Raw genomic sequence first — 19,926 nt, forward strand, 5'->3', positions numbered from 1 at the left:
ATCGACACCGCACACCAGCACCGCCGCAAGGTGGCGTTCGTGGGCCGCTCGATGGTGCGCAACATGACCATCGCGGCGGACCTCGGCTACCTCAACATCCCGCAGGGCCTGCTCGTCGACTTCAAGAAGCTCGAGCGCAGCGACGACCACAAGGTGGTCCTCATCTGCACCGGCTCGCAGGGGGAGCCGATGGCGGCCCTCTCGCGCATGGCCAACAAGGACCACGCCATCCGCATCAGCGAGGGTGACACGGTGCTGCTGGCCAGCTCCCTCATCCCGGGCAACGAGAACGCCATCTACGGCATCATCAACGCGCTGACCGAGATCGGCGCCAACGTGGTGCACAAGGGCAACGCCAAGGTACACGTCTCCGGGCACGCCAGCGCCGGTGAGCTCGCGTACTGCTACAACATCGTCAAGCCGCGCAACGTCATGCCGGTGCACGGCGAATGGCGCCACCTGCGGGCGAACTCGGAGATCGCCGTCGCCACCGGCGTCGACCCCCGCAACGTGGTCATCGCCCAGGACGGCGTGACGGTCGACCTCGTGCGCGGTCGCGCCACGCTCTCGGGCAAGGTGGAGGCCGGTCTCGTCTTCGTCGACGGCGACAGCGTCGGCGGGATCACCGAGGAGGACCTCCGTGAGCGCCGCCGCCTGGCCGAGGAGGGTGTCGTCACGGTCCTCGCGATCATCGATCCCGACAACGGGGACATCGTCGAGGCGCCGGAGTTCTTCACCAAGGGCTTCTCCTGCTCCGACGAGGACCTCGACAAGGCGGGCGCCGCCGTCGAGAAGGCGCTGCGGGATTCCGCCTCCAACCGCCAGGGCGGCCGCCGCCAGGACCCGGAGGACATCATCGAGCGGGCCACGGCGAACTGGATGCGCCGGTACTACAACCGCCAGCCCGTGGTCTCGGCGATCGTCGTCGACGCCTGATCCCCGGCAGCACCCCGAAGGCCCCGGTACTCCCAGGAGTACCGGGGCCTTCGTCGTCCGGCCGCCCGACAGCGCCCGACAGTGCCCGACCTGGCCCGACAGCGACCGCCGACCGTGCTGGTGTGTGGACCGACCCACTGATCACGGCCCTCCGGTGGGCATGTCCGAGCATTCCCACCGGCGCGGGCCGATCAGTGGGCGCTCCCGTCGACACCGAAACGCCACGGGCCCGCTGACACACAGCAGCACCCCGGCTCGGAGGAGCCGGGGTGCTGCTGTCGAACGGGACGGGCTCGGAGCCCAGGGGTCCTAGTGCGAGTGGCCGTGGCCCTCTTCGCCGTCGGACTCCTCGGGCTTCTCGACCACGAGGGTCTCGGTGGTGAGCACCAGCGCCGCGATGGAGGCGGCGTTGCGCAGTGCGGAGCGCGTCACCTTCACCGGGTCGATGATGCCCGCCTCCACGAGGTCCTCGTACTCGCCGGTCGCGGCGTTGAAGCCGTTCCCGACCTCGAGGTCGGAGACCTTCGCGACGACGACATAGCCCTCGTGTCCGGCGTTCTCGGCGATCCAGCGCAGCGGCTGGGCGAGGGCGCGGCGGACGAGTCCGACGGCGGTCGCCGCGTCGCCCTCGAGTGCGAGGACGTCGGGATCGGTGTCGAGTGCCTTGCCGGCGTGCACCAGCGCGGACCCGCCGCCGGCGACGATGCCCTCTTCGAGGGCTGCACGCGTCGAGGACACGGCGTCCTCGATGCGGTGCTTCTTCTCCTTGAGCTCGACCTCGGTGGCAGCGCCGACCTTGATGACGCCGATGCCGCCGGCGAGCTTCGCGAGGCGCTCCTGGAGCTTCTCACGGTCCCAGTCGGAGTCGGTCCGCTCCACCTCGGCGCGGATCTGCGCCACGCGGTCGGCGACGTCGGACTCGCTGCCGGTGCCGTCGACGATGGTGGTGGCGTCCTTGGTCACGGTGATGCGGCGTGCGGAGCCGAGCACCTCGAGGCCCACCTGGTCCAGCTTGAGGCCGAGGTCCGGCGAGACGACCTGCGCACCGGTGAGGGTGGCGATGTCCTGCATCATGGCCTTGCGGCGGTCACCGAACCCCGGGGCCTTGACGGCGACGACGTTCAGGGTGCCGCGGATCTTGTTGACCACGAGGGTGGAGAGGGCCTCGCCCTCGATGTCCTCGGCGATGATGAAGAGCGGCTTGCCGGCCTGCAGGGCCTTCTCGAGCAGCGGGAGGAACTCCTGCAGCGAGGAGATCTTGCCGGAGTTGATCAGGATGAGCGCGTCCTCGAGGACGGCTTCCTGGCGCTCGGCATCGGTCACGAAGTAGGGCGAGAGGTAGCCCTTGTCGAACTGCATGCCCTCGGTGAGGACGAGCTCGGTCTGCGTGGTGGAGGACTCCTCGATGGTGATCACACCATCCTTGCCGACCTTGTCGAACGCCTCGGCGAGGAGGTCTCCGACCTCGGTGCTCTGGGCGGAGATGGACGCGACGCTGGCGGTCTGCTGGCCCACGACCTCGCGGGCGTTCTCCAGGAGGCGCTTGGCGACGGCCTCGACCGAGACCTCGATGCCGTGCTTGAGCTGGCCGGGTGCGGCTCCGGCGGCCACGTTGCGGAGGCCTTCCTTGACCAGTGCCTGCGCGAGGACGGTGGCGGTGGTGGTTCCGTCACCGGCGACGTCGTTCGTCTTGGTGGCGACTTCCTTGGCCAGCTGCGCGCCGAGGTTCTCGTAGGGGTCGTCGAGCTCGACCTCACGGGCGATCGTGACGCCGTCGTTCGTGATCGTGGGGGCGCCCCACTTCTTGTCGAGTACGACGTTGCGTCCGCGGGGGCCCAGCGTCACCTTGACGGTGTTCGCGAGCTTGTCCACGCCGGCCTCGAGGGCACGGCGGGCGGCGTCGTTGAATTCCAACTGCTTTGCCATTGTTGATTCCTTTCAGGCTTGTGCAGCGAGAAAAACCCCGGCCACTGCGGGCCGGGGCTTTCCAATCGGGGTACTACTTGACGACGACGGCGAGGACGTCGCGGGCGGACAGCACCAGGTATTCCTGGCCTCCGTGCTTGACTTCGGTTCCGCCGTACTTCGAGTAGATGACGATGTCGCCCTCGGCGACGTCGACGGGGACGCGGTTGCCGTTGTCGTCGACGCGACCCGGTCCGACTGCTACGACCTCGCCCTCCTGGGGCTTCTCCTTGGCCGTGTCCGGGATGACGAGGCCGGAAGCAGTGGTCTGCTCCGCTTCGAGGGGGCGGACAACAATGCGATCCTCAAGAGGCTTAATAGAGACCGACACTCGGGCTCTCCTTTGCGTTCGTTACCAATGGAATGTAGGCCGTCGGGTTGGCGTGAACCGTCGTCGCGGTGCCGGCGAACGCTTCCCTCTGGATTAGCACCCGCAGGGAGCGAGTGCCAACTCCGACTGTATGCAAGGGCTGGCACTCGGTCAAGGCGAGTGCCAGCGTTGACAGGCCGGAGGCAAAATGGTGACAGACGTCACTCCGAATAGGGCATGCTTCGGTTGCGTAATTCCCGAGCTTCCCTCTAGATTCGTAGAGGTAAGGCACCCCTTACTTCCACGACATCGGGCCGGGCCGGCCCCTTCCACTCGGAGTTCATCCCATGGCACACGTGCGCCTCGCCGTCCTTTCCGCAGCCGCTGCGGCCACCCTCGCCCTGACGGCCTGCGGTGGTTCCTCCGAAGCTGCCGACGAGCCGGCAGCGGCCTCGACCGTCTCGATCGAGCACGCACAGGGAACCACCGAGGTGCCCGTGGACCCCGAGACCGTCTTCACGTTCGACCTCGGCGCACTGGACACGCTGGACGCACTCGGCGTCGACGTCGCAGGCGTCCCGCAGGGAACGCTGCCCGAGCAGCTCTCGGCCTACGAGGGCGGCGACACCACGAACATCGGGTCCATGAAGGAGCCCGACTTCGAGGCCATCGCCGCCGCCGCACCGGACCTGATCATCATCTCGGGGCGCGTCGCGGACTCCTACGGCGAACTCTCGGAGATCGCGCCGACCATCGACCTCAGCGTGGACGCCACCGATCCCATCGCGAGCTTCACCGGGCACACCGAATCCCTCGGCCGCATCTTCGGCGCCGAGGACGAGGTCGCCGAGCGCCTGGACGCGCTCGACACCCGGATCGCCGAGACGAAGGAAGCGGCAGCATCCGCCGGCGACGGCCTGATCCTGCTGACCAGCGCGGGCGAGGTCACCGCCTACGGCACCGGGTCCCGCTTCGGCCTCATCCACGACGTGCTCGGCGTCGAGCCCGCAGCCGCGGTGAAGAACGAGGGCACGCACGGCGAGGCCGTCTCCTTCGAATACATCGCCGAGGTCAACCCGGCCCACCTGTTCGTCATCGACCGGGACGCCGCCGTCGGCGAGGCAGGCGCGGCCGGATCCGCCGTCCTGGACAACGAACTCGTCAACGGGACCGACGCAGCGAAGAACGACGCCATCACCTACCTCGACTCCGCGAGCTGGTACCTGATCGGCTACGGCCTGAACAACCTCGACGCCATGGTCTCCGCCGTCGACGAGGCCGTCGCGGCCTGATCCGCTCCGCCGTACCCACGGCCGGCGCCCCCATGGCAGCACTCTCCCTCCGGCCCCAGCGGGCCGCACAGCAGCACGGCTCCACCCGATCGCCGGCCCTCTGGCCGGCCGGCGGAGCCGTGCTGCTGCTTGCCGTCCTCAGCCTCTTCGTCGGAGTCTCGGAGGTCTCCCCCGCCGACCTGCTGGGCGGCGACCCCGATGTCTGGCAGACCTTCCTGGTGAGCCGGGTCCCCCGCACGCTGGCGATCATCCTGGCAGGCGTCGCCCTCAGCGTGGCCGGCTTCATCCTGCAGCTCATGGCCCGCAACCGGTTCGTGGAGCCCTCCACCGTCGGCACGGTGGAATCGGCCACAGCCGGGATCCTCGTCGCCACGCTGCTCCTGCCCGGTGCGCCGATCGTGGCGAAGATGGGAATCGCGGCCGTCTTCGCTGTGGCCGGGACCGCACTCTTCCTGGCCGTCCTGCGGCGTATCCCGCTGCGGAACACCCTGATCGTCCCGCTCGTCGGGATCATGCTCGGCGGCGTCATCGCGGCGGTGACCACCTTCTTCGCCTACCGCTTCGACCTGCTGCAGACGCTCAACACCTGGATGATCGGGGACTTCTCCGGCCTCGTCCGCGGCCGCTACGAGCTGCTGTGGATCGTCGCCGTCCTCGCCGTCGTCGGCTATGTGTGCGCGGACCGCTTCACCGTGGCCGGCATGGGCGAGGAGTTCACCACCAACCTCGGGCTGGACTACCGGCGCACCATGAACCTCGGACTCGTGCTGGTCAGCCTGATCAGCGCCGTCGTGGTCGTGGTCGTGGGAGCCATCCCGTTCCTCGGGCTGATCGTCCCCAACCTCGTGTCACTGCTCATCGGGGACAACGTGCGCCGGTCCGTGCCCTGGATCGCCGTCTTCGGCGCAGGCTTCGTCCTCGCCTGCGACATCCTCGGGAGGATCATCCGCTTCCCCTACGAGGTGCCGGTCGGCGTGATCGTCTCCGTGGTCGGCAGCGCCCTGTTCATCGCCCTGCTCGTCCGGAGGACCGCCCGTGCGCGCTAGGACCACCGCCCTGCCCACCGCCGTCGTGCAGACCGGGCGGAAGCCCGCGAAGACCCTCCCGCCCGCCGCCTGGCTGGTGGTGCTCGGCATCGCCGCCGCCGCACTCGTCGCGGCCTTCCTCCTCGTCGACCTCCAGGGGAACCTCGCCTACGTGCTGCCGCGGCGCCTGAACCGCGTCGGAGCCATGGTGCTGGTCGCCGCCGCCGTGGGCGTCTCCACCGTGCTGTTCCAGACCGTCACCGGCAACCGGATCCTGACGCCGTCCATCATGGGGCTGGATGCGCTCTACATCCTCATCCAGACCGTCCTCGCCTTCGCCCTCGGTGCCTCGACCCTCCTCACACTGGGCGCGCCCCTCCGCTTCGCCGTCGAGGTCACGCTCCTGGTCGCCTTCTCCTGGCTGCTGTACCGGTGGCTCTTCACCGGTGGCGGGCACAGCCTCCACCTGCTGCTCCTGGTGGGGATCGTGTTCGGTGTCTTCTTCCGGGGTACTTCGTCCCTGCTCCAGCGGCTGATGGATCCGAGTGAGTTCATCATCCTGCAGGACCTGTTCTTCGCGAGTTTCAACCGCGTGGACCCGATGCTCCTGCTGATCTCCGCCGTGGTCGTCGCCGGGCTCTGCGTACCCGCCTGGCGCCTGCGCCACCGCCTCGACGTCCTGGCCCTGGGCCGGGACACCGCGGTCGGCCTCGGGGTGGACCACCGGCGGACGGTGACGCTGGTCCTCGTGATCTGCTCTGTGCTCGTCGCCGTCTCGACGGCCCTCGTAGGACCGGCGACGTTCTTCGGCCTGCTCGTCTCCGCGCTCGCGTACCAGCTGTGCAGCTCCTTCCGGCACGCGGTCGTGCTTCCCATCGCCGTGCTGCTCGGCGTGATCGCCCTCGTGGGCGGGCAGCTCGTCCTCGAGCAGGTCTTCGAGTTCGACACCGCGCTCAGCATCGTGATCGAGTTCACCGGCGGCATCGTCTTCCTCGCACTCCTCCTGAAAGGCCGTATCCGGTGATCACCATCGACCACGCCACCAAGCGCTACGGCAGCTCCACCGTGGTGGACGACGTCACCTGCACCATCCCGAGCGGGGGTGTCACCTCGATCATCGGACCCAACGGCGCCGGGAAGTCCACCCTCCTGTCGATGATGAGCCGGCTCCTCCCGCTCGACGCCGGCTCGGTCCGGGTGAACGGGCTGGACGTCAGCACCACGCCCGGACCCGCCCTCGCGCGGACCCTGTCCATCCTGCGCCAGGAGAACCAGCTGACGGTCCGGCTCTCCGTGCGCGACCTCGTGGGGTTCGGCCGGTTCCCGCACAACAACGGGCGGCCCACCATGGTCGACCGCGAGCACATCGACCGGGCGCTCGACTACCTCGACCTCACCGACCTGGCCGACCGGTTCGTGGACGAGCTCTCGGGCGGGCAGCGCCAGCGGGCGTTCATCGCCATGGTGCTGGCGCAGGACACCGACTACATCCTGCTCGACGAACCGCTCAACAACCTCGACATGAGGCATTCGGTGGACATGATGCGTCTGCTCCGCCGGCTCGTGGACGACCTCGGGAAGACCGTGGTGCTGGTGATCCACGACATCAATTTCGCCTCCTGCTACTCGGACACGATCGTGGCGATGCGCGACGGCGCGCTGATCCATTCGGGCACGCCGGAGGAGATCATGACACCGGAGGTGCTGCGGGACGTGTACGACGTGGACATCCAGGTGGAGCGGATCCGGGGCAACAGGATCGGCGTCTACTTCGCCTAGGCTGGCAGCATGGCTTCGGACAACATCGCGGACATCCTGACGCCCGAGGGCTGGGAGCTGCTGAACTCGCTCGGGCCCTACACCGAGGCCGACAGCCTGCGCCTCTCGGAGCAGCTGCGGAAGGCCGGCCACTCCCCCGAGGTGGTCGCCGCCGCCCTCACGCAGTCACGCCTGCGCGCGAAGGCGTCCGCGAAGTTCGGGCCGTTCGCGGAGCACATGGTGTTCACCTCGACCGGACTGGAGCAGGCCACGCGCCTGATGGTCGCGGCACGCCATGCGCAGCGCTTCGTCGACGCCGGGCTCGTGAGGGTCGCGGACCTCGGCTGCGGACTCGGCGCGGACAGCATGGCCCTGGCCACCCTCGATCGCGAGGTCACCGCCGTCGAACTCGACGAGACGACCGCCGCGGCGGCGACCATGAACCTGCTGCCCTTCCCCAACGCGCGCGTCGTGAACGCCGACGCAGCATCCGTGGACACCGCGGACTACGACGGCGTGTGGCTCGATCCGGCACGCCGGACCACGACGACGTCGGGTACGTCGCGACTCTTCGACCCCGAGGCGTTCTCGCCTCCCCTGTCCTTCGTGCAGCGCCTGGCGGACGGCGGGACGCCCGTCGGCGTGAAGATGGGCCCCGGAATGCCGCACGGGGCGATCCCGTCGACGTGCGAGGCGCAGTGGATCTCCGTGGACGGGGACGTCACCGAGGTGGGCCTCTGGTTCAACGCGCTCCGCCGCGACGGCGTCCGGCGGGCTGCGCTGGTCATCGGTCCCCGCGGCGCCGCGGAGATGGTGTCGGGGGCGGAGTTCGGCGAGGGCCCCACCGCCGCGGTCGGCGAGCCCGGTGGCTACCTCTACGAGCCCGACGGCGCCGTGATCCGCGCCGAACTCGTGGCGGACCTCGCAGCGCAGCTCGGCGGGCACCTGCTGGACCCGATGATCGCCTACATCTGCGCGCCGTCGTTCACCGACACTCCTTTCGCGCGCGCCTACCGCGTGCTGCAGGTACGGCCCTACAACGTGAAGGCGCTCAGGGCATGGGTGCGCTCGGAAGGCATCGGCGTCCTCGACATCAAGAAGCGCGGCACGTCCGTGACGCCGGAGGAGGTGCGGAAGCAGCTGCTGACGGGATCGGGCAAGGGACGCAAGAAGGCCACTCTCGTGCTGACCCGCATCGGCGACGAACGGGTGGCGGTCGTCGTCGAGCCCGCCGGCCCGGCGTGACGGCAGGCCACACATCGCCCTTGCCCGCAACCGACCGTGCCGCGCACCGTCCGGGTGTCCGCGTTCCTAGACTCGGTGGGAGGACAGACGGATCGAGCGGGAGGCAGCAGATGGCGGACGGCACGGCGGAGACATCGGGAAGACGGCACGGCGTGCTCTTCGACGTCGACGGGACCCTCGTCGACTCGAACTACCAGCACACCCTCGCCTGGTGGCAGGCGTTCCGCCGGTTCGGCCACGACGTCCCCATGGCGGAGATCCACCGGGCCATCGGGATGGGCGGCGACAAACTCGTGGCGCACCTCCTCGGCGAGGACCGCGACGCCGACCAGGACGCCGAACTCGACGCGACGCACGGCGCGGTCTTCTCGACCTACTGGCCCGGCCTCCGCTCCTTCGAGGGAGCCGCGGACCTCGTGCGCCGCTGCGCCGACGACGGCCTCACGGTGGTCCTCGCGTCGTCCGCTTCCCAGCAGGAACTGGGCGTGCTGCGGAGGATCATCGGCGCCGACGAGGCGATCAGCGCCGCGACCAGCTCCTCCGACGCCGAGAACAGCAAGCCCTCCCCGGACATCCTCCGGGCGGCGCTCGACGCCGGCGGCCTGGATGCGGCAGACGCCGTGTTCGTGGGGGACTCGGTGTGGGACGTCCGCGCCGCCTCCGACCTGAAGATCCCCACGATCGGACTCGCCTCGGGCGGGACGAGCGAGGCCGAGCTGCGCGACGCCGGGGCGGTCGAGGTGTACAAGGACATCCGGGCGCTGCTCGACGCGTTCGACGACGGCGCGCTGCACAGGCTCGCGACCTCCTGAGGGCAGCGCGCGGGCGGGCACCCGGCGGGGCGGACCGGTGTCCGCACCCGCCCGCCTGCCGGCGTTAGTCCTCGCTGCTCAGGAGCCGCCGCCGGGCGCTCAGGAGCTCCACCTCCGGCCTCGCGGCGACGTATCGCTCCACGCGATCCAGCACGTCCACCAGGTGCTGCCGGTCGCCCCCGACCATGCCGACCCCGACGACGGCCCGGCGGTGCAGGTCCTGGTTCCCGACCTCGGCGACGGACACCTCGAACGTGCGGCGCAGGTCCGACACCAGCGGACGCACCACGGAGCGCTTGCCCTTCAGCGAATGCACGTCGCCGAGCAGGACGTCGAACTCGATGAACCCGATCCACATGGCGGTCCTCCTTGGGCTGGGCGCTACCCGGCCTAGGCCGAATCACGCCAGACGACGGTGGTCTCCAGGACCTGTACCGGACTCGGCAGCCCCCTGATCTGGGCCAGGACGAGCTCTGCGGCGGTGCTGCCGAGCAGGTCCGCGGGCTGCCTGACCGTGGACAGCTGCGGGCGGGTACGCAGCGCCCAGCTGCTGTCGTCGAAGCCCACGATCCCGACGTCGTCGGGCACTTTCCGTCCCGATTCCTGCAGGGCTGTCATGGCCCCCGCGGCGACGGCGTCGGACGCCGCGAAGACGCCGTCGATCTCGGGGCAGCGACGCAGCAGCTCCTGCATCCCCTCGAGGCCCGCCGCGTAGGTGTAGAGCGGGTACTCGACCACGAGCGAGGCGTCGAAGCGCCCGCCCAGGGCGTTCCGGAAACCGGTGAACCGGTCATGTCCCGAGTCCCGGTCCATCGCGCTGGCGATCATGCCGATCCGCTTGCGGCCCGTCTCCACGAGCCGCCGCGTGATCGCCTGGGCCGCCGCCGCGTTGTCGATGGCGACGTACGGGAGGTCGGGCGTGCCGGGGGGATGCCCCACGAAGGCCGCCGGCACACCGATATCCCGCACCGCCGACGCGATGGGGTCCGACGCCCGGGCGGAGACGATCACCGCACCGTCCACCAGCCCGCCCCGGAGATAGTCGGCGACCCTGCGGCTGTCCCGGTCCGAGTCGATGATGAGCGAGACGAGCTGGTAGTCGGCCTTCGAGAGCACGGCGTTGGCGCCGAGGAGGATGGAGCCGATGTTCGGGTCCTCGAACAGGAGCGAGTGCGGCTCGTGGATGATCAGGGCGATCGCTCGGGATTCCTGGGTCACGAGGTTCCTCGCGGCCGAATTGCGCACGTATCCCACCTGGGCGATGGCTTCCTCGACGGCTGTCCGCGCCTCGTCCGACACGTAGCGTTCGCCGTTGACGACCCGGGAGACGGTGCCCCGGGAGAGCCCCGCGGCGCTCGCGACGTCGTTGATCGTCGCCCGGCGGTTACGGGTGCGAGGGGGCATATCTGTACTGTAGCCGAGCCTCTCCGGGCCATCGGCGCGGAAAGGGCGTAGGGTGAAGGCAGTTGTCTAGAAGAAGGCGGCTGCCCCCGGTTCTTCTCTTCGTTCCCCCGGTGCTACCGCCGGGCACGCAACAGCAGAGCACCATCCCCGATAGGGGGAGTGCATCATGAGCAACCACGAAGCCCTTCTTCCACAGCCGCTCGCAGGCGGTGCAGCATCCCGACCTGCGCCCACGTCAAGTCCACGCCCCGGCATGCGCCGCGCTGTCCTGACGACGTAACCCCTTCCCGCGGGCTCTTCAGCGCCCTGACGCGGTGACTGCGCACCTCGCACTCCCGCACCCGATCGCTCCCGAGCACATCACGCTCGAGCGGTCCCCTCCGCCGGCCCATCCTTCACCGGCACTGCTCTCCAGACACTGCAAAGGATCACCACCATGACGCAGCACATCGAAGAATTCCTCCAGGAATGCACCACCGTCACCGCCGACGGCACCCTCGCATCCCTCGACGAGGTCGAGGGCCTCTACCTCTACTGGTCCTCCCTGCGAGCCGTGGCCACCTCGGACGGGACGGACGAAGCGGACCCGACGGACACCAGTGCCGTCCTCGACGCCCTCCGGTCCCGCGGAGTGGAACCGGCCCAGCGCGACGGCGTAGATTATCTCGAAGGGCTCGTCCTCACCGGCCCGGTGATGACCGACTTCATCCTGTCCTGCGACTTCACCGGCGCCTGGGGCCACCCGGACGTCCGGGAGCTGGAGCCGGCGGGAGACGTCGCCGCAGCGTCGTAACACCCGAGGAGGTGCCGTGGGCAGGAAGGTCGCAGGGTCCCGCAGCACCCCCGCACTAGCCGCCCTCACCGCGGCCGGCATCCCCTTCACCGCCCGGCCCTACCAGCACGACGAGGGCGTCTCCTCCTACGGGCTGGAAGCCGCCGCCGCACTGGGAGTCCCACCCGAGCGCGTGTTCAAGACGCTCATGACGAGCGTCGACGGCACTCTCGTCGCCGCGGTCGTGCCCGTCAGCGGATCCCTGGACCTCAAGGCGCTGGCCGTCGCGCTCGGCAAGCGGAAGGCCGCGATGGCCGATCCCGCACTGGCCCAGCGGCGGACGGGCTACGTGCTGGGCGGCATCTCCCCCATCGGGCAGCGGCAGCCCTCCCCTGTCGTGATCGACCGGTCGGCCCACGACCATCCGACGGTGTTCGTGTCCGGGGGCCAGCGCGGCTTGGACATCGAGCTGGCGCCCGCCGATCTCATGTCCGCCACGAACGCCCTCTCGGCACCCATCGCAGGACCCTAGCGCGCAGATCTCCGTGCGCTCCTATGCGCCGATCGACACGGCTCCGCCCGAGACCGTCACGCCGCCCGTGCGGGGTATGCCGACGGTGATGACGGAGGGACGGCCGACGTCGGCTCCCTGGTGCACAGTGAGGGTCGCCGGCGGCGTGACCTCGCCCCGTGCCCGCAGGTAGGCGCCCAGGGATGCCGCCGCGGACCCGGTCGCAGGGTCCTCGCGGATCCCGCCGGGAGGGAACGGATTGCGGGCCTCGAAGACCGCGGGACCGAGCCGGTGCACGACGGCGACGGTCGCATTCCATCCCTGCGTGGCCATCAGCCGCCTGAGCCCGTCGTAGTCGTAGTCGAGGCTCCTCAGGACGGCGGCATTGCGCACGGGCACGATCGGATGGATGTTCCCCGCGAAGGACAGCATCACGGGCAGGTCAGGGGCCAGGTCGTCCTCGCCCAGGCGCAGGTGGCGCAGCAGGTCCGTGCGGACGGCGGGCGCGATGACCTCGACCCGCGGCTCGACCGTCACGAGGGACGCGACGAACCGGCCGGACACGTTCCTGCTGTCGACGCCGAGCGGGCCGACCGGCGTCGACAGGAGCAGGGTCCCTGCCCCCTCGCGGTCCGCGATCGCGACTCCCGTGGCGATCGTCGCGTGGCCGCAGAACGGGATCTCGGCCTCGGGTGCGAAGTAGCGGATCGTGGCCGCGCCGCCGGACCGCTCCGAGATGAAGGCGCTTTCCGCATAGCCCAGGCGGGCGGCGATGGCCTGCATCTCCCCGGCCGTCAGGCCGTCGGCGTCGAGGACCACCCCGGCCGGGTTCCCGCCGTCGGCGCGGTCGGTGAAGGCTGCGTAGCGGAGGATCTCCATGCTGCGATGCTACTGGCAGCCGGGCGCTGCTTCAGCCGTCGACCGCCGTCGGGTCGCCCGCTTCGGTATTGGTCCTGCGGTTGATCAGCCAGGTCACGAGCCAGAGCACGACGCCGATCGCCATGAGGCTGCCGGCGATCTGGTACTGGACGACGTCGCGCCCCACCCACGGACCGGCGAGGAAGGCGCACAGGAGTGCCGCCACGACGGGAAGCGGGCCCGGGGACGTGAAGAACACCTTCCGATTGACGTCCCGCTTGCGGCGCAGGACCACGCAGGCCACGTTCACGATGGTGAACACGCACAGGAGCAGGAACGCCGTGGTGCCCGAGAGGTTCGCGACGATGTTGCTGTCGGGATCGCTGGTCACGTAGAGGATCAGACCGAGGGCCAGGACGGTCGAGAAGGCGATACCGGCCCAGGGCGTGCAGCGCACGGGCAGGACCTTGGCGAGCGGACGGGGCAGGACGTCCTGCCGTGCCATCCCGTAGATCAGGCGGCTCGCCATGAGCATGTTGATCAGGGCCGTATTGGCGACCGCGAAGACGGCGAGGAAGGGGAAGATCCTGTCGATCGGGAAATCGGGCGAACCCTTGTGCACCACCTCGAGCAGGGCCGCTCCCTCGGCCTCCCGGATGCCCTCCAGTTCGGTGGGGCTGAGCACCGTGACCACGGAGATCGCCACCAGCATGTAGAAGATGACGGCGATGCCGAGGCCGGTCAGCATGGTCCGGGGGAAAATGCGCTCGGGGTTCTGGGTCTCCTCGACCATGTTCACGGAGTCCTCGAAGCCCACCATGGCGAAGAACGCGATGGACGTCGCGGCCGTCACCGCGAGGAACATGCCCTTGTCCTGGTAGTCGGTGAAGACGAAGATCTCACCGACGTTGCCGTTGCCCTGCGCCATCGCGAGGAACCCGACACCGATCACGATGCACAGTGCGGCCACCTCCACGAGGGTCAGCACGACGTTGAACTTGACGCTCTCGCCGACCCCGCGGAGGTTGATCACGGCCAGGAGGACCATGAAGCCGAGCGCGACGGCGGTGATCACACCCTGGCCCGGCATGTCCAGCCAGCCGTTGATCTCGAGTCCGCCGAAGAAGTTCTGGGCGAGCACGTTCGCGGACGTGGCGGCGCTGGTGATGCCCGAGCAGACGACGGCGAACGCCACCAGGAAGGTCACGAAGTGGATGCCGAACGCCTTGTGGGTGTAGAGCGCGGCCCCCGCGGCCTGGGGGTACTGCGTCACGAGTTCGAGATAGGAGAACGCGGTCAGCGTCGCCACGATGAAGGCGAGCAGGAACGGCAGCCAGACCAGGCCGCCGACCGTGCCGGCCATGGTGCCCGTCACGGCGTAGACGCCGGCCCCGAGGATGTCCCCGACGATGAACAGGAGGAGCAGTTTGGGTCCGAGGACCCGCTTCAGCTCCGGTTCCCCGGTGGTGGCGGGTGCGTCGGACACGTGCTCGGCAGAAGTACTCATGGTCGGCCTCCCCTGTGGTTTTCCACCTCACTGTGGCCCTGATCAGCCTGCTTAGCAAGGGGTGCGCACGAGAAATCCGCGGGCGTGGAGAGGACCGCCGTCGCGCCCCTGCCGTGGTACCCCTTGCCGGATCGACCGTCCGGCACAGATGATTTCCCGAGCTACCGTCCGTCTCAGAGGTACCAAGGGCCCAGCAGGGCCACCACAGGAACAGGAGAGCGGCCATGTCCACCAACGTCTTCATCAACCTCCCCGTCAGTGATCTCGCGACGTCGAAGGAGTTCTACACCAGCTTCGGCTGGACGCTCGACCCCAACTTCTCCAACGACGACGCCGGGGCCGTCACCATCAGCGACACCATCTACCTGATGATCCTCGGGCACCATCACTGGGCGCAGTTCACGGACAAGCCGGTCGCCGACACCCGCACCACCTCGGCCGTCATCAACGCCCTCAGTGTCGAGGACCCGGCCGAGATCGACACCCTCGTGGACAGGGCCCTCGCGGCCGGCGCCACCGAGGGCAAGGCCCAGGATCTCGGGTTCATGCGCTCGCGCTCCTTCGCGGACCCGGACGGCCACAACTGGGAGATCATGTGGATGGACCCCATCGCCCGGACCGGCGACTGGGAAGCCGTCCAGGCCAAGTACGGGGAGCAGCAGCCGGCATGACGCCGGGCCTCGGGCCGGCACGACGACGCGCGGCCTCCGGCACCGGCGGCCGCGCGGTCGTGACTGCCGGTGACGCGCTGTGGGACCTGGCCCATGCGGAGCGTGCGTCCCTTGCGGACGACCTCGCCGCGCTCTCCCCGGAGCAGTGGGACCTGCCCACCCTCTGCGGCGAGTGGAGCGTCGAGGAGGTGACGGCGCATCTCTCGGCGGCAGCCTCCGTCGGTGGCCGGATGTGGATCAGGAGCATGCTCCTCGCGGGCTTCCGCCCTGCCGTTCACAACCGGCGCAGGCTGTCCGAGCACCGCGGCCCCACCGCCGCGGCGACGCTGGACCGGTTCCGCGCCGTGGTCAACCTGTCCATCGCACCGTCGCCGCACCTGCCGGCATACCTCGGGGAGATCGTGGTGCACGCCCAGGACATCCGGCGGCCGCTGGGCATCGCCACGCAGCCCGGCGTCGACGCCCTGCTGCCGGTGGCGGAGTTCTTCGTCGCGAGGAACTTCACCGTCCCGAGTCGCCGTGTCGCCTCCGGCCTGCGGCTGGAGGCGACCGACGCCCCCTTCGCGTCCGGCGAGGGGCCCGAGGTCCGTGGAAGCCTGCTCGCCCTCGTGATGTGCCTCGCCGGACGCCCGGCGTATCTCGCCGACCTGTCGGGGCCAGGGGTGCCGGTCCTGCGGTCGAGGATCACCGGCGGGGCCTGACCCCGGCAGGACGGTGTCAGAGCGCGTCGGCGAGCCAGTCCTGCACCACGGGGATGTCCACGCGCTGGTAGCCGCCGAGGTAGCGGCAGTTCGCGGTGTAGGTGTAGCTCGTGACGGCCACGATGTAGTCACCGTGGAAGACGGGTCCGCCTGAGTCACCGAAGCAGGTGCCGCCTCCGCCGCGGTTGTCGTTCGGGTTGCCCTGCAACTGCAGGATCTGCGGCGTCAGCTTCTGGCCCGGCGATGTGGTGTTCCGACGGATCAGCGGGTAGGACATGGGCTGGGGCTTCTGCGGGCCGGCCTCCGGCTTGCGCACCTCCGTGCCGTAGCCGACGACCTCGAAGAGGGTCCGGTTGAGCGCGGGCGACGCGAACTGGTCGAGGTACCCGACCGGCGCAATAGTCGCCGGTTCGATATCGGTGACCGGCTCGTCGAGGACGATGAGGCCGACGTCGTTCCAGTTGTCGACATCCGTGAAGTCCGAGTACCCGGGATGGGTGGCAGCGGTGCCCGACAGGTAGCCGGCGCCGGTGATCTCCGCGTCCGTGTATCCCACCGACGGGTCCGCTGCGTCAGGGAACGGTGCGGGCGGCGCCACAGCCACCACGGAGTCGAAGGTGACCAGGGTGCTTCCCACTGTCCCGTCGGTGCAGTGCGCCGCGGTCAGGAGGACGGTCGGCTCGATCAGGGTCGCCGAGCAACGGTACCGGCCGCCATCGTCACCGTAGGCGAGGATCAGCCCCACATTCGGGTGCTCCTCGCCGTCCGGCTGCCCCCCGGTGATGGCCGACGCGGGGGACGCGCCGGCGACGGACAGGGCGACCGCCGTGGCGGCGAGCAGGGCGGAGCTACGGAGAAAACGTCTCATCATCGAAACCTTCCCAGGAAGAAGAGTGGTTCGAGAACGGTACAACTCCACGGTGGCCGAGAGCCATACTCCCGCTGCTGCGGAGGTCCAGGGCGGACGTCGCCGCGCAGGCAGGGATGTACTGGCTGAAGGGACGGAGCATGGGTCGCCGTTGACAGCCGATGTGACCGCAGTTACTCTGGGAACGTTCACAGATTCTCGATGGAGAGCTCGGCCGCCCAATTCTGGGAGCGTTCACAGAACGCCGCTCGTCTTCTCCCTCACGCAGTCGCAGGGATTCGGCACACCCCCACCGAGGAGCAGGCTTGGCACGCACAACCACCGTCGCAGGACTGTCCGGCACAGGACAGCTCGTGTATGGGTGCGACTACAACCCCGAGCAGTGGGACCCGTCCGTGTGGCACGAGGACGTCCGGCTGATGAAGGAGGCCGGTGTCAACCTGGTCGCCGTCAACATCTTCGGCTGGGCGGAGCTCGAGCCCGAGGAGGGCACGTTCCGCTTCGAGAACCTCGACGCGGTGATGGACCTCCTCGCGGAGAACGGGATCGGCGTCAACCTCGGCACCGGGACGTCGTCGACCCCCGCGTGGCTGACCACGGCGCATCCCGAGATCCTCCCCCGCGCGGCCGACGGCACCGTCCGCTGGCCCGGCGGCCGCCAGGCCTTCTGTCCCAGCTCCCCCGTCTACCGGGACTCCGCCCTCGCCCTCGTGCAGAAGGTGTCCGCGCGCTACGGCAGCCACCCCGCCCTGCGCATCTGGCACGTCTCCAACGAGATCGGGTGCCACAACTCCCTGTGCTACTGCGATGTCTCCGCCGAGGCGTTCCGGGGCTGGCTCCGCGCTCGCTACGGGGATCTCGATGCGCTCAATGCGGCGTGGGGCACCGCCTTCTGGAGCCAGCGCTACTCCGCCTGGGAGCAGATCCTGCCCCCCAGGCTCACCCTCTCGGCCACCAACCCGACGCAGACGCTCGACTTCAACCGCTTCAGCTCGGACGAACTGCTCGCGCACTACTCGGCCGAGGAGGCCGTCCTCCGCCGGAACAGCGATGCCCCGGTGACCACCAACTTCATGGTCGCCGCGCACATCCGCAACCAGGACTACTGGACGTGGGCACCGGAGATGGACGTCATCGCGAACGACCACTACCTCGACCACCGCCTCGACGCGCCGCTGGCCGAGCTGGCCTTCGCCGCCGATACCACGCGCGGGCTCGCGCAGGGCCGGCCCTGGCTGCTCATGGAGCACTCCACCGGAGCCGTGAACTGGCAGCCGCGGAACATCGCCAAGGGCCCCGGCGAGATGATCCGCAACTCACTCACCCACCTCGCCCGTGGCGCCGACGGCCTGTGCTTCTTCCAGTGGCGGGCCTCCCTGCAGGGCAGCGAGAAGTTCCACTCCGCGATGGTGCCGCATGCCGGCACCGATTCGCAGATCTGGCGCGACGTCGTCGAACTCGGCTCCTCGCTCGGAAAGCTGCGCGAGCTCGCGGGCACCACCGTGCATGCCGAGGTGGCGCTCGTCTTCAGCTGGGAGGCCTGGTGGGCCCACGACCAGGACTCGCACCCGTCCGGCGACGTGCGGTACATCGAGCAGATCCATGCCGCCTACAGGGCGCTCTGGGATGCCGGGATCACCGTCGACGTCGTGCCGCCCGGCGCCGACCTCTCCGCCTACCGGCTCGTGGTGGTCCCGAACCTCTATCTGGTCCGCGACGAGCACGCCGCCGTCATCACCGACTTCGTGGAGAGCGGAGGCTCTGCCTTCGTCACCTTCTTCAGCGGGATCGTCGACGAGAACGAGCGGGTGCGGCCCGGAGGCTATCCCGGGGCCTTCCGGGATCTGCTCGGTGTCCGCTCCGAGGAGTTCTTCCCTCTCGATCCGGCGCATCCGCTTACACTCGACAACGGTTCGCCCGCGTCCCTGTGGTCGGAGGCGCTGCGCCTGACCACCGCCGAGCCGGTGCTCGGCTATGCGACCGGCCATCACGCCGGCGCACCCGCCGTCACCCGCAACCGCTTCGGCACGGGCGAGGCCTGGTACGTCGGCACCGTGCTCGACGGCAGCGTCCTGAAGGACCTGCTGCTGCGCGCCGCCGTCACCGCCGGGGTCCGGCTGACCGAGGCGCAGTCCGGCCTCGAGGCCGTGACCCGCCGTGGCAACGCGCACGACTACCTCTTCCTGATCAACCACTCCGCCGAGGACCGCAAGCACCGGGTCCACGGCCTGGAACTGCTGACCTCCGAGGCCGTGGCCGACGTCGTCGTCGTTCCCGCCGGCGCCGTCCGCGTCGTTCGCACCACCCCAGCACGTCCCGACACCGACGGCTCGTCGCAGAGCCGAAAGGATGCAGGCAATGACAGTCACTAGTACGCCGGCGGAGGCCCCGAAGGCGCCCCCGGCCACGAGGAAGAACCGCTCGTCGGGGGCACAGCGCCGCGCGGTGGCCCTGTTCATCGCACCCTTCGCGATCCTGTTCCTCGCCTTCTACGCGATCCCGATCGTCTACGCCGTCGTCCAGTCGCTGCTCACCGTGGAGCGCGAGGGCACATTCGGCAAGCCACGGCAGGTCTTCGGCGGCTTCGTCCAGTACGAGCAGGTGTTCCAGAACACAGCGTTCTGGGAATCCGTGGGACGCGTGCTGCTCTTCGGCGCGATCCAGGTGCCGGTGATGCTCGGCCTCGCCCTGCTGTTCGCGCTGCTCCTCGACTCGCCCCTGCTCAAGGGCAAGAAGTTCTTCCGGCTCGCGTTCTTCGCGCCCTACGCCGTGCCCGGGGTGATCGCCGCCATCATGTGGGGATTCCTGTACTCGCCGTCGCTCTCCCCCTTCGGCGCGGTCACCTCGAACATCGACTTCCTGTCCGGCAACCTCGTGCTCTGGGCCATCGCGAATATCGTGACCTGGGTCTACGTGGGCTACAACATGCTCATCATCTACTCGTCGCTGCTCGCCATCCCCACCGAGATCTACGAGGCGGCCCGGCTCGACGGTGCGAGCAACATCCAGATCGCCTGGCGCATCAAGATCCCCCTGGTGATCCCCGCGATCATCCTCACCGCCGTGTTCTCCATCATCGGGACGCTCCAGCTCCTGGCCGAGCCGCAGACGCTGCGCAGCTTCAGCTCGGCGATCAACAGCACCTTCACACCGAACCTCGCGGTCTACACCACGGCGTCCGTGCCGAACTACAACCTCGCCGCGGCGTTCTCCGTGGTCCTGGCCCTCGCCACATTCATCCTCTCCTTCATCTTCCTGAAGTCGACCCAGCGGAAGGTCACCCAGTGACGG

At 69.3% G+C, this 19,926-nt stretch carries 20 protein-coding genes; 13 read left to right on the forward strand and 7 right to left on the reverse strand.

All coding sequences use genetic code 11. The features are described from left to right. On the forward strand, window positions 1-936 hold a 936-nt coding region (locus tag CVO76_RS08450; RefSeq protein ID WP_208738962.1), incomplete at its 5' end, for a ribonuclease J. Between the two features lie 309 nt (window positions 937-1,245). On the opposite strand, the gene groL is transcribed toward CVO76_RS08450, so the two are convergent. Further along, window positions 1,246-2,862: a chaperonin GroEL gene (gene groL, locus CVO76_RS08455; RefSeq protein ID WP_208738963.1), complete on the reverse strand. Its 1,617-nt coding sequence runs from the start codon at window positions 2,860-2,862 to the stop codon at window positions 1,246-1,248. A 73-nt stretch (window positions 2,863-2,935) separates the two neighbouring features. Continuing rightward, complete coding sequence (gene groES / locus CVO76_RS08460; protein ID WP_055768411.1) at window positions 2,936-3,232, reverse strand: co-chaperone GroES; 297 nt, start codon at window positions 3,230-3,232, stop codon at window positions 2,936-2,938. A gap of 326 nt (window positions 3,233-3,558) precedes the next feature. Between groES and CVO76_RS08465 the strand changes: the two genes are divergently transcribed. The 6 genes from CVO76_RS08465 to CVO76_RS08490 all read left to right on the forward strand — a co-directional run bounded on the left by CVO76_RS08465 (window position 3,559) and on the right by CVO76_RS08490 (window position 9,343). After that, the gene (locus CVO76_RS08465; protein WP_133082515.1) at window positions 3,559-4,503 is read left to right on the forward strand and encodes a siderophore ABC transporter substrate-binding protein; all 945 of its coding nucleotides are present in this window, start codon (window positions 3,559-3,561) and stop codon (window positions 4,501-4,503) included. A gap of 32 nt (window positions 4,504-4,535) precedes the next feature. Then, window positions 4,536-5,549 carry an ABC transporter permease gene (locus CVO76_RS08470; protein ID WP_133082514.1) on the forward strand — a complete coding sequence of 338 codons (1,014 nt, stop codon included), beginning with the start codon at window positions 4,536-4,538 and terminating at the stop codon, window positions 5,547-5,549. Then, complete coding sequence (locus CVO76_RS08475; protein WP_208738964.1) at window positions 5,539-6,552, forward strand: iron chelate uptake ABC transporter family permease subunit; 1,014 nt, start codon at window positions 5,539-5,541, stop codon at window positions 6,550-6,552. The genes CVO76_RS08470 and CVO76_RS08475 overlap by 11 nt, the downstream gene beginning before the upstream one ends. Further along, the gene (locus tag CVO76_RS08480; protein WP_208738965.1) at window positions 6,549-7,307 is read left to right on the forward strand and encodes an iron ABC transporter ATP-binding protein; all 759 of its coding nucleotides are present in this window, start codon (window positions 6,549-6,551) and stop codon (window positions 7,305-7,307) included. Before CVO76_RS08475 ends, CVO76_RS08480 begins: the two co-directional genes overlap by 4 nt. A gap of 9 nt (window positions 7,308-7,316) precedes the next feature. Continuing rightward, a complete protein-coding gene (locus CVO76_RS08485; protein WP_208738966.1) occupies window positions 7,317-8,531 on the forward strand; it encodes a class I SAM-dependent methyltransferase in 1,215 nt (404 codons plus the stop codon). A 110-nt stretch (window positions 8,532-8,641) separates the two neighbouring features. Continuing rightward, window positions 8,642-9,343 (forward strand): HAD family hydrolase, encoded by a 702-nt coding sequence (locus tag CVO76_RS08490; RefSeq protein ID WP_208738967.1) that lies wholly within the window; start codon window positions 8,642-8,644, stop codon window positions 9,341-9,343. Window positions 9,344-9,407: 64 nt separating this feature from the next. Here CVO76_RS08490 and CVO76_RS08495 read toward each other — a convergent pair whose 3' ends face one another. Continuing rightward, complete coding sequence (locus CVO76_RS08495) at window positions 9,408-9,701, reverse strand: DUF503 domain-containing protein (protein ID WP_208738968.1); 294 nt, start codon at window positions 9,699-9,701, stop codon at window positions 9,408-9,410. 32 nt (window positions 9,702-9,733) lie between these two features. Continuing rightward, window positions 9,734-10,747 (reverse strand): LacI family DNA-binding transcriptional regulator, encoded by a 1,014-nt coding sequence (locus CVO76_RS08500; RefSeq protein WP_133082509.1) that lies wholly within the window; start codon window positions 10,745-10,747, stop codon window positions 9,734-9,736. 436 nt (window positions 10,748-11,183) lie between these two features. Between CVO76_RS08500 and CVO76_RS08505 the strand changes: the two genes are divergently transcribed. Beyond that, entirely contained in the window at window positions 11,184-11,540 is a 357-nt protein-coding gene (locus CVO76_RS08505) for a hypothetical protein (RefSeq protein WP_208738969.1), read from the forward strand. A gap of 16 nt (window positions 11,541-11,556) precedes the next feature. Then, window positions 11,557-12,051: a Cys-tRNA(Pro) deacylase gene (gene ybaK, locus CVO76_RS08510; protein WP_208738970.1), complete on the forward strand. Its 495-nt coding sequence runs from the start codon at window positions 11,557-11,559 to the stop codon at window positions 12,049-12,051. Window positions 12,052-12,072: 21 nt separating this feature from the next. Here the strand turns inward: ybaK and CVO76_RS08515 are convergent, their stop codons facing one another. Continuing rightward, window positions 12,073-12,909, reverse strand: coding sequence for a PhzF family phenazine biosynthesis protein (locus CVO76_RS08515; RefSeq protein WP_208738971.1), 837 nt, complete (start codon window positions 12,907-12,909; stop codon window positions 12,073-12,075). 31 nt (window positions 12,910-12,940) lie between these two features. Beyond that, window positions 12,941-14,395: an APC family permease gene (locus CVO76_RS08520; RefSeq protein ID WP_133082505.1), complete on the reverse strand. Its 1,455-nt coding sequence runs from the start codon at window positions 14,393-14,395 to the stop codon at window positions 12,941-12,943. Between the two features lie 224 nt (window positions 14,396-14,619). On the opposite strand from CVO76_RS08520, the gene CVO76_RS08525 reads away from it, so the two are divergent. Both CVO76_RS08525 and CVO76_RS08530 read left to right on the forward strand, forming a co-directional pair. Further along, window positions 14,620-15,066: a VOC family protein gene (locus tag CVO76_RS08525; protein ID WP_208738972.1), complete on the forward strand. Its 447-nt coding sequence runs from the start codon at window positions 14,620-14,622 to the stop codon at window positions 15,064-15,066. Beyond that, entirely contained in the window at window positions 15,063-15,767 is a 705-nt protein-coding gene (locus CVO76_RS08530; RefSeq protein WP_208738973.1) for a maleylpyruvate isomerase family mycothiol-dependent enzyme, read from the forward strand. The genes CVO76_RS08525 and CVO76_RS08530 overlap by 4 nt, the downstream gene beginning before the upstream one ends. 16 nt (window positions 15,768-15,783) lie before the next feature. Here the strand turns inward: CVO76_RS08530 and CVO76_RS08535 are convergent, their stop codons facing one another. Further along, window positions 15,784-16,635: a trypsin-like serine protease gene (locus CVO76_RS08535; RefSeq protein WP_244185827.1), complete on the reverse strand. Its 852-nt coding sequence runs from the start codon at window positions 16,633-16,635 to the stop codon at window positions 15,784-15,786. A gap of 305 nt (window positions 16,636-16,940) precedes the next feature. On the opposite strand from CVO76_RS08535, the gene CVO76_RS08540 reads away from it, so the two are divergent. After that, entirely contained in the window at window positions 16,941-19,007 is a 2,067-nt protein-coding gene (locus tag CVO76_RS08540; protein ID WP_208738975.1) for a beta-galactosidase, read from the forward strand. Next, window positions 18,985-19,923: a carbohydrate ABC transporter permease gene (locus tag CVO76_RS08545; RefSeq protein ID WP_208738976.1), complete on the forward strand. Its 939-nt coding sequence runs from the start codon at window positions 18,985-18,987 to the stop codon at window positions 19,921-19,923. Before CVO76_RS08540 ends, CVO76_RS08545 begins: the two co-directional genes overlap by 23 nt. Window positions 19,924-19,926 lie beyond the last annotated feature (3 nt).

Source organism: Arthrobacter agilis, from assembly GCF_002953615.1.
GTDB classification, from domain to species: domain Bacteria; phylum Actinomycetota; class Actinomycetes; order Actinomycetales; family Micrococcaceae; genus Arthrobacter_D; species Arthrobacter_D agilis_B.